12 protein-coding genes are annotated in these 13,971 nt (G+C 62.3%); 11 read left to right on the top strand and 1 reads right to left on the bottom strand.

All coding sequences use genetic code 11. The features are described 5' to 3' along the window. Positions 1 to 224: 224 nt before the first annotated feature. Positions 225 to 1,364: a PilT/PilU family type 4a pilus ATPase gene (locus tag FHR56_RS01440; protein WP_160948157.1), complete on the bottom strand. Its 1,140-nt coding sequence runs from the start codon at positions 1,362 to 1,364 to the stop codon at positions 225 to 227. A 99-nt stretch (positions 1,365 to 1,463) separates the two neighbouring features. Between FHR56_RS01440 and FHR56_RS01435 the strand changes: the two genes are divergently transcribed. The 11 genes from FHR56_RS01435 (at position 1,464) to FHR56_RS01385 (ending at position 13,884) form a co-directional block, all read left to right on the top strand. Beyond that, positions 1,464 to 1,856: a DUF4398 domain-containing protein gene (locus FHR56_RS01435; RefSeq protein WP_048491628.1), complete on the top strand. Its 393-nt coding sequence runs from the start codon at positions 1,464 to 1,466 to the stop codon at positions 1,854 to 1,856. A 17-nt stretch (positions 1,857 to 1,873) separates the two neighbouring features. Beyond that, a complete protein-coding gene (locus FHR56_RS01430; protein ID WP_160948179.1) occupies positions 1,874 to 2,746 on the top strand; it encodes a hypothetical protein in 873 nt (290 codons plus the stop codon). 333 nt (positions 2,747 to 3,079) lie between these two features. After that, on the top strand, positions 3,080 to 3,298 hold the full coding sequence (locus tag FHR56_RS01425) for a YdcH family protein (protein ID WP_019797073.1): 219 nt from the start codon (positions 3,080 to 3,082) through the stop codon (positions 3,296 to 3,298). A gap of 190 nt (positions 3,299 to 3,488) precedes the next feature. Continuing rightward, positions 3,489 to 4,859, top strand: a complete 1,371-nt coding sequence (locus FHR56_RS01420) for a pyridoxal-phosphate dependent enzyme (RefSeq protein WP_010340227.1) — start codon at positions 3,489 to 3,491, stop codon at positions 4,857 to 4,859. A gap of 84 nt (positions 4,860 to 4,943) precedes the next feature. Next, positions 4,944 to 6,140 carry a cystathionine gamma-synthase gene (locus FHR56_RS01415; protein ID WP_160948156.1) on the top strand — a complete coding sequence of 399 codons (1,197 nt, stop codon included), beginning with the start codon at positions 4,944 to 4,946 and terminating at the stop codon, positions 6,138 to 6,140. After that, on the top strand, positions 6,140 to 6,922 hold the full coding sequence (locus FHR56_RS01410; protein WP_160948155.1) for an ABC transporter permease: 783 nt from the start codon (positions 6,140 to 6,142) through the stop codon (positions 6,920 to 6,922). The genes FHR56_RS01415 and FHR56_RS01410 overlap by 1 nt, the downstream gene beginning before the upstream one ends. Continuing rightward, entirely contained in the window at positions 6,919 to 8,148 is a 1,230-nt protein-coding gene (locus FHR56_RS01405; protein WP_343160773.1) for an ABC transporter ATP-binding protein, read from the top strand. The genes FHR56_RS01410 and FHR56_RS01405 overlap by 4 nt, the downstream gene beginning before the upstream one ends. Beyond that, the gene (locus FHR56_RS01400) at positions 8,138 to 9,745 is read left to right on the top strand and encodes a class I SAM-dependent methyltransferase (protein ID WP_160948154.1); all 1,608 of its coding nucleotides are present in this window, start codon (positions 8,138 to 8,140) and stop codon (positions 9,743 to 9,745) included. The genes FHR56_RS01405 and FHR56_RS01400 overlap by 11 nt, the downstream gene beginning before the upstream one ends. A 325-nt stretch (positions 9,746 to 10,070) precedes the next feature. Next, positions 10,071 to 11,723, top strand: coding sequence for a glycosyltransferase family 2 protein (locus FHR56_RS01395; RefSeq protein ID WP_160948153.1), 1,653 nt, complete (start codon positions 10,071 to 10,073; stop codon positions 11,721 to 11,723). Between the two features lie 130 nt (positions 11,724 to 11,853). Next, positions 11,854 to 12,984 carry a hypothetical protein gene (locus FHR56_RS01390; protein ID WP_160948177.1) on the top strand — a complete coding sequence of 377 codons (1,131 nt, stop codon included), beginning with the start codon at positions 11,854 to 11,856 and terminating at the stop codon, positions 12,982 to 12,984. A 48-nt stretch (positions 12,985 to 13,032) separates the two neighbouring features. Continuing rightward, positions 13,033 to 13,884: a phytanoyl-CoA dioxygenase family protein gene (locus FHR56_RS01385; RefSeq protein WP_160948152.1), complete on the top strand. Its 852-nt coding sequence runs from the start codon at positions 13,033 to 13,035 to the stop codon at positions 13,882 to 13,884. Positions 13,885 to 13,971 lie beyond the last annotated feature (87 nt).

Here is a 13,971-nt window from a genome sequence, read left to right as displayed (position 1 = left end):
TTCCATAAGCGCCTTCGGTGAACTCCCTGGGTGCACTGTGGGAGGGACTTCAGTCCCGACGCGCAGTTGCGTAGAGGTGGCGTTTGCCCCGGGAAGGGCGACCGCGCGGCGACCGCTGGTGGACCCGGTCCGCCGTTGCCGCCGTCGCTGCGGGGCTAGCGCGACCAGGCGTCTGCGAACGCCCGGTCGCGGCTGAAGCCGCTCCTACGAGGAAGCGGAAGGCCTCAGACGAAGCCGTGGGTGATGCGCGGCGCGGCGCTGGGGCCGCTGTCGTAGTCGGCGTAGGGATCGTGCTCGCCGCTGCCGCCTTCGGACAGGCGAAACTTCAGGGCCAGGCCGTCGCGCGAGTCGGCTGCGCGCAACGCTTCCTCCTGCTCGATCTGGCCTTGCTTGACCATGCGGAACAGGCACTGGTCGAAGGTCTCCATGCCTTCCTCCAGCGATTCCTCCATCGCCTGCTTGATCTCGTGGACCTGGCCGCGGCGCAGCAGGTCGCGGATCATCGGCGTGTTCAACAACACTTCCGAGGCCGGCCGGCGGCGGCCGGTGCTGTCCTTGACCAGGCGCTGCGAGATCACCGCGCGCAGGTTCAGCGACAGGTTCATCAGCACGTTCTTGTGCGCGCTCTCGGGGAAGAAGTTGAGGATGCGCTCGATGGTCTGGTCGGCGTTGTTGGAGTGCAGTGTGGCCAGGCACAGGTGCCCGGTCTCGGCGAAGGCGATGGCCGCCTCCATGGTCTCCGCGTCCAGGATCTCGCCGATCAGGATCACGTCCGGCGCCTCGCGCATCGCGTTCTTCAGCGCGTTGTGGAAGGCGTGGGTGTCCAGGCCGACCTCGCGCTGGTTGACGATGGACATCTTGTGCTTGTGCAGGTATTCGATCGGGTCCTCGATGGTGAGGATGTGCCCGGTGGTGGTGCTGTTGCGGTAGTCGATCATCGACGCCAGCGAGGTGGACTTGCCCGAGCCGGTCGAGCCGACCACCAGGACCAGCCCGCGCGGGGTCATGATCACGTCCTTGAGCACCTGCGGCAGGTGCAGCTCCTCGATGCTGGGAATCTTGCTGCGGATCGCGCGGATCACCATGCCGACCTCGCCGCGCTGCTTGAACACGTTGACGCGGAAGCGTCCGGCGTCCTGCAGGGCGATGGCCATGTTCAACTCCAGCTCCCGCTCGAACTGCGGCACCTGGCCTTCGTCCATCAGCGAGTAGGCGATCTTCTTGACCATGCCCGGCGGCAGGCCGGTGGCGCCGAGCGGGTACAGCTTGCCTTCGATCTTGATATAGACCGGTGCCCCTGTGGTCAGGAACATGTCCGAGGCGTTCTTTTCGGTCATCAGCTTCAGGAAATAGCCGATATCCATGCGCAATGGTTCCCCAACGATCCGCAATCGCCCGTTGCAAGCGCGCCACAGGCTTCCGACAATGGCCGTGATCGACGTCTCCGTCCACGGCCCCCCTAGATGAAAACTAGCTTCGCACACTTCCGTTGTCAGCAGTATGTGATGGCCTGCGCATTGGCGTTGTTCGCCGCGCCGGCCGCGTTCGCCCAGGTGGCCTCGCCGGAACTGCTGTCCGCGCAGCAGGCGGTGCAGCGCGCGATCCAGGCCGATGCCGATCAGTACGCGCCGGACCTGCTGGCCAGCGCCCGCCAGGGCCTGGAGCAGGCGCAGCAGGCCGCGCTCGACCGCCGCCAGCGCAAGACCGCGCCGCAGCTGGCGCTGCGCGTGGCCGCCGATGCCGACCTGGCTCGCGCCCGCAGCGAGGAGGCGGTGGCCAATGCGCAGCTGAAACAGCGCCAGGCCGAGGTGGCCCAACTGCAGCAGACCCTGGGCACTGGGGAGGGCCGTCCATGAGCCGCGCCCTGCACGGAATGCGCCGCCTGGCCCTGCTGGCCTTGCTGCTGGCGCCGCTGGGCGCGATGGCGGCCGACGACCCGGAACTGGCCGTGCTCAACCAGCGCCTGGTGGCGCTGCAGGCCGATCCGCTCAACGCCGATGTCGCCGCCTACGAGCGTCTGCAGGCGCAGCAGGCGGTGGCCAACTTCGCCAACGCCAAGCGCAAGGAACGCGACGACGCGCGCTACCTGGCCGAGCGCCGGGTCGAGATCGCCGAGACCATGGCCCGCGCCGAAATCGCCCGGCGCCAGGTCGACCAGTTGGAGAAGACCCGCAGCGATCTGTTGATCGAGGCCAGCCGCCGCGAGGCCGCGCGGGCACGCCAGGAGGCCGAGCGCCTGCGCGTGCAGGCGCAGATCCAGGCCGAGGAGGCCGAGAGCCTGCGCCAGGCGGCCGAGGCCGAGCAGGCTGCGCGCGCGGACGCCGATGCGGCGCTGGCCAGCGTCGCCGGGCAGCAGACCGCCAAGCTCAGCGCCGCGCAGCAGAAGGCGGCCAAGCTGGCGCGCGAGGAGGCCGAACTGGTCGCCGGCACCAAGCTACCGGCCTCGCGCTTCGAGACGCGCGGGGAGGTCTTCACCTTCTCCGGCGCGGCCTTCGGCGCCGGCAAGGCGGCGCTGTCGGGCGATGCCACGAACCAGGCCAAGGCCCTGTCCCAGTACCTGCAGATCAGCAAGGGCAAGGTGCGGATCGAGGCCTACGACACCGACGCCGGGGTGGCGCAGAAGCGCGCCGATGCCCTGCGCGCGGCTCTGGTCAGTGGCGGCGTGCCCGCCAACCGGGTGCAGGCGGTCGGCAAGAAGGGGGCGTCGACCAAGGCCCGTTCGGCCGAGGTTGTGATCGCGCCCTAAGCCCGTCGTGCCCTTTGCATCGGCGTTTAACGGGGTTTTTCCCTGGGCCTGAGCGCCGAGCAACTGAATGCGGCAAAGCGGGCTTGCTTCTCTTGTCCGCGGCGGTAGGGAAGCGTAGGGTCGGTGTTCCAGGTGGCACTCCCGCCGCCTGGTGCCAACGGAGGAGTCCGAGCCGATGACGCAGTGGCGCGCACCGCAGTCCGACGTCGCAGGAACCGTGGTTCCAGGCGTTGCGGCGGTGCAGCCGGCGGCTCGCGCGCTTCCGCTCCCAGGCAACGCCCCGTGCCGCAGCGGCCGGGGCGTTCTTGTTTCTAGCTGAAGGAGGCTATTCCTATGTTCGAAGGGCAATCGCAGACCGAAATCGACGCGTTGATCAAGTCCGATCCGGAGTTCAAGCAGCTCTACCAGCGCCACAAGACCTTGGACAAGAAGTGCATGGACGCCGAGCTCGGCGTGCTGCCGATCGACGATGTCACCCTGGCGCAGATGAAGCGCGAAAAGCTCGCCGCCAAGGAAAAGCTGCTGCGCCTTTACGAGCAGAAGCCGCACTGACCGTACTATTCCCCCTTGTCGCGGGCGGTGGCTGGCCTCCTCGTCGGCTTGCCACCGTCCGCGTCATCCCCTCGAAAAGCCGCGATTGCGGCTTTTTTCGTCCGTGCCGCGCGCATTCTCTGACTTTCCACCCCCGAGCGCGGATAATGCCCGGTCCAGCCGCTACCGCGGCGCGACGCATTCGGACCCGATGGCCATTCACTCCTCCGTCCTCGACCTGATCGGCGACACCCCCATCGTCAAGGCCAGCAAGCTCGACACCGGGGTGTGCGAGCTGTACCTGAAGCTGGAGAGCGCCAATCCCGGCGGCTCGATCAAGGATCGCATCGGCCTGTCGATGATCGAGGCGGCCGAGCGCCGCGGCGACCTCAAGCCCGGCGCGGTGCTGGTCGAGGGCACCGCCGGCAACACCGGCATCGGCCTGGCCCTGGTCGCCCAGCAGAAGGGCTACAAGCTGATCCTGGTGGTGCCGGACAAGATGAGCCGGGAGAAGATCTTCAACCTCAAGGCAATGGGCGCCGAGGTGGTGCTGACCCGCTCCGACGTGGCCAAGGGCCACCCCGAGTACTACCAGGACCTGGCCGCGCGCATCGCCGCCGAAACCCCGGGCGCCTACTTCATCAATCAGTTCGGCAACCCCGACAACCCGGCCGCACACGAGTTCGGCACCGGCCCGGAGATCCTGCGGCAGATGGACGGCCGGCTGGACGCGATCGTGTTCGGCTGCGGCAGTTCCGGCACCATGACCGGCCTGTCGCGCGCCTTCGCCGCCGCGTCGCCGCATACCGAGCTGGTGCTGGCCGACCCGGTCGGCTCGATCCTGACCGAGTACATCGAGCAGGGCACGGTCAGCGAGAAGTCCGGCAGCTGGCTGGTGGAGGGCATCGGCGAGGATTTCCTGCCGGCCATCTCCGACTTCAGCCGGGTCAAGAAGGCCTATTCGATCAGCGACGCCGAGAGCTTCCACACCGCGCGCGAACTGCTGGCCAAGGAGGGCATCCTCGGCGGCTCCTCCACCGGCACCCTGCTGGCGGCGGCGCTGAAGTACTGCCGCGCTCAGACCGAGCCCAAGCGGGTGCTGGTGTTCGTCTGCGACACCGGCAACAAGTACCTGTCGAAGATGTACAACGACTACTGGATGCTGGACAACGGCTTCCTGGAGCGCCCGCAGCATGGCGACCTGCGCGACCTGATCCTGCGCCCTTACAGCCAGCGCGACACCGTGGTGGTCGGCCCCAAGGACCTGCTGACCACCGCCTACCAGCGCATGAAGCTGTACGACGTATCGCAGCTGCCGGTGATGGAGGGCGACCAACTGGTCGGCATCGTCGATGAAAGCGACGTCTTGTTGCATGTATATGGCGACGAGGCGCGGTTCCGCGACCCCGTGGCCACGGCCATGGTCAGCAAGCTCGACCGGCTGGACGTCAAATCGCCGATCGAGGCCCTGCTGCCGGTGTTCGACCGCGGCCAGGTCGCCATCGTGATGAACGAGGGCGCCTTCCTCGGCCTGATCACCCGCATCGACCTGCTCAACTACCTGCGCCGCCGGGTGCAGTAATCCCTGTGGGCTGGACGGTTCCGCGCTGCATGGGGCCGTTCAGACCGCGCTGCTAGAATCACGCCCCTTTTCCGGTAACCCCACATGACGGACAACACGTCGAACCCCCATGGCGACGGCCCTGCGCTGGCGCTGGCGACCCTGGCCATCCATGGCGGACAGCACCCGGACCCGTCCACCGGCGCGGTGATGCCGCCGATCTATGCGACCTCCACCTACGCCCAGTCCAGCCCGGGCGAGCACCAGGGCTTCGAGTACTCGCGCACCCACAACCCGACCCGCTTCGCCTACGAGCGCTGCGTGGCGGCCCTGGAAGGCGGCAGCCGCGGCTTCGCCTTCGCCTCCGGCATGGCCGCCACCGCCACGGTGATCGAACTGCTGGACAGCGGCAGCCACGTCATCGCGATGGACGACCTGTACGGCGGCAGCTACCGCCTGTTCGAGCGCGTGCGCAAGCGCACCGCCGCGCTGGAGTTCGGCTTCGTCGACCTGACCGACCCGGCCGCGTTCGAGGCGGCGATCCGCCCGACCACCAAAATGGTCTGGATCGAAACCCCGACCAATCCGATGCTGAAGATCGTCGATATCGCCGCGATCGCCGCGATCGCGCGCAAGCACGGCCTGCTGGTGGTGGTCGACAACACCTTCGCCTCGCCGCTGCTGCAGCGGCCGCTGGCGCTGGGCGCGGACATCGTGGTGCATTCGGCGACCAAGTACCTCAACGGCCACTCGGACATGGTCGGCGGCATGGCCGTGGTCGGCGACAACGCCGAAGTGGCCGAGCAACTGGCCTTCCTGCAGAACTCGGTGGGCGGGGTGCAGGGCCCGTTCGACAGCTTCCTGGCCCTGCGCGGCCTGAAGACCCTGCCGCTGCGCATGCGCGCGCACTGCGACAACGCCCTGGCGCTGGCGCAGTGGCTGGAGACGCACCCGGCGGTGGAGAAGGTGATCTACCCGGGCCTGCCCTCGCACCCGCAGCACGCCCTGGCCGGCCGGCAGATGACCGGCTACGGCGGCATCGTCTCGATCGTGCTCAAGGGCGGTTTCGACGCGGCCAAGCGCTTCTGCGAGCGCACCCGCCTGTTCACCCTGGCCGAGTCCCTGGGCGGCGTGGAGAGCCTGGTCAACCACCCCGCGGTGATGACCCATGCTTCGGTGCCAGTCGCGCGGCGCGAGCAGCTCGGCATCAGCGATGCGCTGGTGCGGCTGAGCGTGGGGGTGGAGGATGTGGGGGATTTGCGTGGGGATTTGCAGGCTGCTTTGGCGGGAGATGAAGGGTAATGCAGAGCCATGCGAATCTGATTTTCTTGTTTCGCCAACTGCTCGCGCGCGAACTTGCATTAAAGTATAAAACGACGGTTCTCGGCGCGCTTTGGCTGGTTCTTCTGCCAATCCTGATGCTGTGCGTCTACACGCTGGTGTTCAGCGGTATTTTCAAGGCCCGATGGGCGGGCGCGCAGAACTCGGGCGATTTTGCCTTGATGCTCTTCGCGGGGTTGATTCCGTTCTCGTTTCTGTCCGAAGTTCTCATTACCTCGCCAACGCTGGTGGTCGGTCAGCCGAATTTCGTGAAGAAGGTGGTCTTTCCGCTGCCCATGCTCGTGGTTGTCAAGGTGGCCGGGGCCTTGGTCACGGCGGCGATTAGCTTGCTCATCCTGCTGCTGGCCCAGACATTTCTTTCCGAGGCGCCTTCTGCAAAGGCGCTGTTGACGCCCGTCATCCTGCTTGAAATGGTCCCGATGCTTCTCGCGATCGGCTGGATACTGTCAGCATTCGGCGTCTATCTTCGCGACGTAGGCCAGTTCGTCGGCATCCTGAGCAGCGTACTGCTTTTCTTGAGTCCGATTTTCTTCCCGCCTAGCGCGATGCCGGCGTCTGTCTCCGGTCTTATTGCATTCAATCCCCTGGTCACTCCGATCAGCCAGTTGCGTGCAGCAACCCTGGGTCATGAAGCGCTGGATTTGGTGGCGCTCGGAAATCATTTTGTAATCTCCATCATTGCGGCGCTGCTGGCATATGCGCTTTTCAAGCGCCTATCACGAGGTTTTGCGGACGTCCTATGACCAGTACTGCGCTTCCCCAAATTCCAGAGAACAAGCTTGCGCTCGAGATGCGTGGAGTGACCAAGGACTATCCAGTCTATGGGCACCCTCTCAAGCGCCTGTTCTCGTTGTTGCGTCCGTCGGGTGATCGTGCATCCCACAACTTTCGTGCGCTCGAGGATGTCACCCTGCTCGTGCCAAGGGGGGAGACCGTCGGCATCATCGGACGTAACGGTGCCGGGAAATCGACTCTTCTGCAGATTTTGTGCGGCACACTTTCGCCCACCAAAGGCAGCGTTCGCATAAGGGGGCGTTTTGCGGCACTGTTGGAGTTGGGGGCCGGCTTCAACCCAGATTTCAGTGGTCGTGAGAACGTCTATCTCAGTGCGTCTCTGCTTGGCCTGACGCACGCGGAAGTCGATCAAAGCCTGGACAAGATCATTGAATTTGCCGACATCGGTGAATTCATCGACCGCCCGGTCAAGACCTATTCCAGCGGCATGTACGTACGGCTTGCTTTCTCGGTGGCCATTCACACCGAGCCTGACGTGCTGATCATCGACGAGGCGCTTTCTGTGGGTGATATCCGCTTTCAGATGAAGTGCCTGGCGAGGATCGAGCAGATCCGCGCACGCGGAGCCACCGTGCTTTTTGTTTCGCATTCACTGGAGCAGGTGAAGCGCTTCTGTCAGACCGCCATCTGGCTTGAACAGGGGCGCGTAAAATTGCATGGCGAGGCGAGTTTTGTTGCGGACAGATTTCGGGATTACGAACTGGGACGGCTGGCGCCTCCATCAGGCGATACGAGCGCCGTTGCGCAAAAGGTCGAGGCAAGGCGGGATTCGGTGCCTGCTCACATCGAACGTACGACGATGTCTACCGACATGTTGGCGCCCTTCGAGCCTTTGACGGTCGAGATCGAGTACGCGGTCAACGACGACATGATCGAAGGTTTGCTCTTGGGTGTTGCAATAAAAGGCCTGGATGGTCAGCACATCTTTGGTCCAAATACGCATCTTGAGCAGGTCGATATTCCTTCTGGTCGTGGAGTTCACGGTATTACGTATCACATTCCTTCCATGCCGTTGTTGACAGGTACATATCGCATCGATGTCGGCCTTTTTACCGACAAGGGCCTGGTGTGCTTGGATTATCTTTCTTCAGTAAATGAGTTCACCGTCGCTGCGCCGTACTTCAGCGAGGGGCTCGTCTACATTTCTCACGAGTGGCGTGTCCATGGGCGTTGATCTCCAAGCCATCGCGTTTGATCACTACCAGCGCTACGGCGCGGCTTCTGCGATATTGAGCATGCTTGGCCGCGGTGATTGCCGGATACTTGAAGTCGGTGCGAACAGGCAACGGTTGCTGGGTGAATTTCTACCGAAAGCAAGACTGCTGTATACCGACATACGTGTGGAAGGGGATGAGCAGGATTTCATTGTGGCCGATGCCACCGCGTTGCCTTTCCAATCAGGCGAATACGGCGCCGTTGTCTCACTTGATGTGCTAGAACATATTCCTCGCGAGCTGCGTGCTGCTGCCGTATCGGAAATGGGGCGCGTCGCTGGGGATGTCGTTGTGATTGGCTGCCCTACGGATGAAGAGTGGGTGGTTCAGGCAGATGCGGCTGCCAATGATCGTTGGAAAGAGCTTTTTAGCGACGACTACGAGTGGCTGCAGGAGCATCGTGACTACGGTCTGGTGAATGCCGCCGAAGTGGTTTCTGTGCTGGAAAGTCAGGGATTGCACGTCGTCGTGCTGACACAGGGAAGCGCGACGTTGTGGGAAAGCCTGATGGGCCTTCACTTCATGAAGGTGAAGTTTCCCGAACTGGAAGGCCTTTCAACGGCTGCGGACAGGCTCTACAACACGCGGGTGTTCGCTGGCGATTGCGTCGGACCCTGTTATCGGACCTACTTCATCGGGCTTCGCGATGAGGAAAAGGTCCAGGAATTGCGCGATTGGTGGGGTACCCGTGGAGCCTCGGATGATCAAGCCGTGGGCTTGCTGGGGCAGTTGGCGTCTGGCCTGAGAGAGCTCGCTCTCCGTACGCTCAATTCAGAGCAGGAATGGGCCGCCACTGCCGACGTTGCCAACACCCATGCGAAGGATCTGGAGGTGGCGACGCGGGAGTGGAGCGCGACGATCCGGCGTCTGGAGGCCGCAGAGGCCGATGTGGCGAAAGCCACCGCGGGATGGAAAGCCACGGCCGAAGCCAATGCGGATCTACAGGCCCAGATCAAAGAGATTACTCACGAATGGGAGCAAACTGTCGCCCTATTCAAGCGGGCACAGCAAGACGCGTTGAACGCGTCTGAAGGTTGGAAGCAGGCCGTCGATGCCTGTCGCCAAAAGGATGAGGACCTACGGATCGCTTTGGGTGAGTGGCAGTCAACGGCCGAGTTGCTGAGGTTGACGGAACAGAAAGCGGCGGAGGCTGAGCGCGACCGGATCGCGTTGGCGGATCAACTGGAAGAAACAGGGCGGGAAAGTTTCGTAGCCGATCGTCCATCGGTTGTTGCGGCGGAGGAGCGGAGTGTTGCTGGCACCGAGATGAACAATGAATCTTCTCAGTCGGAACGCGATCATGCAGTTGCCTTGGGATTCGTCGATGAGCTTCGTCGTGAGTTGATGGAGAGCAAGGACGCGCTTAATGCTTCAATGGATGCCATTCGTAGCAGGGACGAAGAGACCGAGGCGGCGTTGCTTGCGCGCGATACTTCCGATTCCCTGCGGGAAGCCGTTGAAAAGGAGATGCGCGATCTGCAGGCGCGCCTGGAGATCAAGCTGATGGCAGCGTTCTGGCGCAGCAGCAACAATCTCGGCAGCACACAGCAGCAGTAACAAGGTTCAAGCCTAAGTCGATAGCGACTGTGCGACCGGGTGGTGTGTGTGGCAACGACCGTGATGCTCACGCCTGGCTGCTCATGGCTAAGGAAAGCATCTAATTGATTTGAGGTGTTGAAATGGGGGTTTCATGGTAGTTCGGCAAATTCGCGCCCTGCTTAGCTCGCTGCTCTGGGCGTGGCGTCGTGCTCGTCTGCAAGGGAGATCTCCTTTTCAGCTTGTACGCGCCTGTCTTCGTGAGGGGGTCAAGGGGCCTCGACACTTCGCGAGGCGGATGGCGGCATATGCTTCTGGCGGATCGGCCCCCGCACCACAGGTGTCTTTGGATGCCTACGAAAGCTGGCACGCCGCATTGCCGCAGCTGGAAGTTCCCGCTGACAGCGGGATGATCAGCGTCATCATCCCGGTCTGCAATACGCCCGAGCTATTCCTCAGGGAAGCGATCGAGAGCGTGCGCGCGCAAACCTACCAGAACTGGGAAATTTGTATCCATGACGATGCGTCAAACGAGCCCCACGTGGGCCGGATACTGGCCGAGTTCAAGAAGTGCATTCCCAACCTGCGGCTCACTCGGTCGGAAACGCGCTCCGGCATCGCGGCCACCACCAATGCAGCGCTTGCGTCCGCCCGCGGAAGGTGGGTGACGTTCCTCGATCACGACGACGTGCTCGACCGCAACGCGTTGGCGGGGGTAGTGGATTGCCACATCAAGACAGGAAGCGCTGTCGTCTATACCGACCACGACATGTTGGGTGAGGATGGCCGGTTGCGTAATCCGTACTTCAAGCCGGATTGGAACTACGACTTGTTCCTGGCGCAGATGTACCTGGGACACCTGGTCAGTTTCGAACACGACCTGATCAGGCAAGTGGGCTTGACGCGTAGCGAGTGCGACGGTTCGCAGGACTACGATTTGGTGCTGCGTTGCGTGGCGGCGGGAGCCAAGGTGGGGCATGTTCCGCGCGTGCTGTATCACTGGCGCATGCACGCAGGCTCCACCGCCGCTAACGCCGATTCAAAGCCGTATGCGCATGATTCGGGCAAGCGTGCGATTCAGTACCACGTGGATGCGGTCTATCCCGGCGCCCAGGTAGAGGACGGTCCGCACTTGTTCTGTTATGACGTGCGCTACCCCTACGCACAGCATGCGCCAAAGGCGAGCATCATCATCCCGACCCGGGACGGGCTTGATCTGTTGCGGCCATGCATCGAGTCGATCCAGGGAAGGACCGATTACACGAGTTTCGAAATCATCGTTGTCGATAACGGGTCCAAGGATCCTGCCACGCTCGAATGGCTTGATGCGATGTCCAACGAGCCATGGTTTCGCGTGCTGCAGGCGGATGTGCCGTTCAACTGGTCTGCGCTCAATAACCTTGCCGCGGCGAGCGCCGAGGGCGAAGTGCTCGTATTCCTGAACAATGACACCGAAGTCGCTTCAGCGGATTGGCTGCAACGTTTGGTTGAAAATGCGCTCAGGCCGGATGTCGGCGCATGTGGCGCATTGCTCCTGTATGCAGACGGCAGCATCCAGCATGCGGGCGTGGTTGTTGGCATGGGGGGCTGGGCCGATCATGTGTTCAAGGGGCAGCAGCCGATCCACCACCAGCACCTGTTCGTATCGCCGATTCTGCGCCGCGAAGTGCTGGCGGTGACGGGTGCGTGTGTCGCCATCTCGCGCGCTAACTTCGATGCCATCGGCGGATTCGACGAGTCCTTCGTCGTCTGCGGTAGCGACGTGGAACTGTGCCTGCGTGCCATGGCGAATGGCAAGCGCACCGTGTATGTGCCTGAGGCGATCCTTATCCACCACGAATCCAAGACGCGAGACCCGCGCGTAATTCCAGAGAGTGATTTCGTGCGATCGGCGCAGGCCTATTCGCCATACCGTGAATCCGGAGATCCGTTCTACAGCCCGAACCTGGATTACATGTCGCCGTCGCCGGCCCTGCGAGGAGAGCAGGCAGATGCTTGATCGTTTGCTACGGCGCGCCGCACGTGGGCTGAGGACAGCAGTCGTCGCATCCGACCCAGTGCGCACGAGCGTCGGGGAGATCACGCCCTGTGAACCCAGGGCGGAAGAGCGGCAGGGCCGTAGGCTTAATTTGATACTGCCTTCCATCAACAAGCAGCATTACTTTGGTGGCATCCACACCGCGGTCCTCATCTATCGTGAACTCTGCCGCTACTTCGATGAGTCGCGGATCATCCTTGTCGATTCGGCACCCGACGACGAGGCGCTGGCGAGGTTCGGGGATCACCAACTCGTCAACTGTGGTGAGGAAAGCGAGGCGCCGCGTCAGATCGTAGCATTCAATGATAGGTATGGGCAGACGTTGCCGGTCGCTGCGGGTGATCATTGGTTGGCGACGGCGTGGTGGACCGCTTATTCGGCTCAACGTCTTGCGACCTGGCAATCGGCGATGCAGGCAAGTGACCGCCCTGTGATGTACCTGATCCAGGACTATGAGCCGGGATTCTATGCATGGTCCAGCCAGTCGGCACTCGCGATGAGCACGTACCGCAAAGATCGCGATATCGCGATTTTCAATACGTCGCTTCTGCGGGACTATTTCGCGAGCCAAGGATTCGGCTATCGGCGGGCGGTGACGTTCGAACCAGTGCTTCACCATGGACTGAAAGCGTCGCTGGAGCGTGTGCGTTCAACCCAGCAGACGCCACGCCAGCGCGTGATCCTCACGTACGCGCGTCCGGGAACGCCTCGTAATGCGTTTGAGCTCTTGTGCGAGGGCTTGAGGAAGTGGGGTTGGACAGACTCACGCTGTGCCGACTGGCGTGTTCTTGCGGTCGGCGAGCTGGATTCAGATGTCGATCTCGGGCCGTTCGTCCTGCAGGCGCTGGGCAAACTTTCGATCGATCAGTATGCCGAGCTTCTTTCCACGTCGTCGCTCGGAATCTCATTGATGGTTTCCCCCCATCCCAGCTATCCGCCGCTGGAGATGGATGCGTTCGGCATGTCGGTGATTACTAATCGGTTCGCCAACAAGGATCTGTCATCAAGCCATGCAAACATCGTGTCGCTGGAGACGATGACGCCTGAGGCTATTGCCGCCGAATTGAGCCGACAGATCGATGTCTGCGAATCGAGGAAGATGCTTTCGGGGCCATTGGCGGCCCTGGACAATGCCTATGTGTGCCAAGGGCCCGATGCATTCTCAGCAATGGTGGATGATGCGGCAGTACTGTGGGGTGCAGACCAGGTTGACCGGGTGTAGGCGTTGTCATTAAGGGCTGAGTGGTTTGTTACGTTGCAGGGGATAGTGATGAAGTTTTTGAAGATGTTCCAAACTGAGCGCGGTTCGCCGGAAAGCGATGCCGCTGCAGCTGCCGCAGTGAGTAGTCTGCATGAGCGTGGCTATGCGCATTTGCCAGGCGTCTTATCTGCCAAAGAATGCGATGCGATTTGTGCTGACTTCACGCGCTACGTGGAAAAACACCGCCAGGAGGCAGACAAGCATGTCATGGGAACTGGGCGTCATTCGCGGTTGACCAACATGCACCTCGTGAGCAACAGGGCGCGTGCGGCGATTGCCAAGCCTGTGGTGATGAAAGCCCTGGACGCGTTCTTCGGCGACCGAGCATTCGTTGCGACCTCTCTTTTCTTCGAGCAGTCGAGCGAACAGGCACTCCATCGCGATACGCCATTTTTCCATACGCGCCCTCACAACATTTTTGCTGGCATCTGGTTTGCGCTAGAGGATGTGCATGCCGAAGCAGGGCCGCTCCAATACTATCCCGGTGGCCATCTGATCGAGATTGAATCCATCCAGGCCACTGGCACCGATCAATTGGGCGAGGCGTTCAACCACTACATTGGACGCGTGGCTGAGGAAGTGCACAAGCGTGGCATCAAGCCGGAAATTGCGCTAATCAAGAAGGGCGATTGCTTCATTTGGCATCCCGAGCTTCCCCACGGGGGCACCCCTATTCTTTCGGCTGGTATGACCCGTAAGAGCATGGTGTTCCACTGTGCGCCCGAACGGGAGACCATGTATGGCATCGAAGAGTTTTTTGGCGTACGTCCTTTTGCGCCGAAGGACATCCGTAAGGTGCCGATGATCGGTAATCGGTTCATGCTCCAACTGGAGCGCCCGATGTTCGCGCCAAATAGCTAGCGCGAGTACCCGGTGGGGAGCGGCTCGGCGTGCTGAAGCCGGTGAGCGACACAGGTGGTTCACTGGCTTCTGCAAGGGTTACGTCTT

Source organism: Xanthomonas sp. F10 (genome assembly GCF_014206815.1).
GTDB lineage: Bacteria > Pseudomonadota > Gammaproteobacteria > Xanthomonadales > Xanthomonadaceae > Xanthomonas_A > Xanthomonas_A indica.
Note: the sequence above shows the minus strand (reverse complement) of the source record. Positions and strands in the feature narration are given on the sequence as shown.

Bases quoted from the DNA above. Each gene is read 5' to 3' on its own strand.
- FHR56_RS01440 (WP_160948157.1), bottom strand. From the start codon at position 1,364: ATGGATATCGGCTATTTCCTGAAGCTGATGACCGAAAAGAACGCCTCG.
- FHR56_RS01435 (WP_048491628.1), top strand. From the start codon at position 1,464: ATGAAAACTAGCTTCGCACACTTCCGTTGTCAGCAGTATGTGATGGCC.
- FHR56_RS01430 (WP_160948179.1), top strand. From the start codon at position 1,874: ATGCGCCGCCTGGCCCTGCTGGCCTTGCTGCTGGCGCCGCTGGGCGCG.
- FHR56_RS01425 (WP_019797073.1), top strand. From the start codon at position 3,080: ATGTTCGAAGGGCAATCGCAGACCGAAATCGACGCGTTGATCAAGTCC.
- FHR56_RS01420 (WP_010340227.1), top strand. From the start codon at position 3,489: ATGGCCATTCACTCCTCCGTCCTCGACCTGATCGGCGACACCCCCATC.
- FHR56_RS01415 (WP_160948156.1), top strand. From the start codon at position 4,944: ATGACGGACAACACGTCGAACCCCCATGGCGACGGCCCTGCGCTGGCG.
- FHR56_RS01410 (WP_160948155.1), top strand. From the start codon at position 6,140: ATGCAGAGCCATGCGAATCTGATTTTCTTGTTTCGCCAACTGCTCGCG.
- FHR56_RS01405 (WP_343160773.1), top strand. From the start codon at position 6,919: ATGACCAGTACTGCGCTTCCCCAAATTCCAGAGAACAAGCTTGCGCTC.
- FHR56_RS01400 (WP_160948154.1), top strand. From the start codon at position 8,138: ATGGGCGTTGATCTCCAAGCCATCGCGTTTGATCACTACCAGCGCTAC.
- FHR56_RS01385 (WP_160948152.1), top strand. From the start codon at position 13,033: ATGAAGTTTTTGAAGATGTTCCAAACTGAGCGCGGTTCGCCGGAAAGC.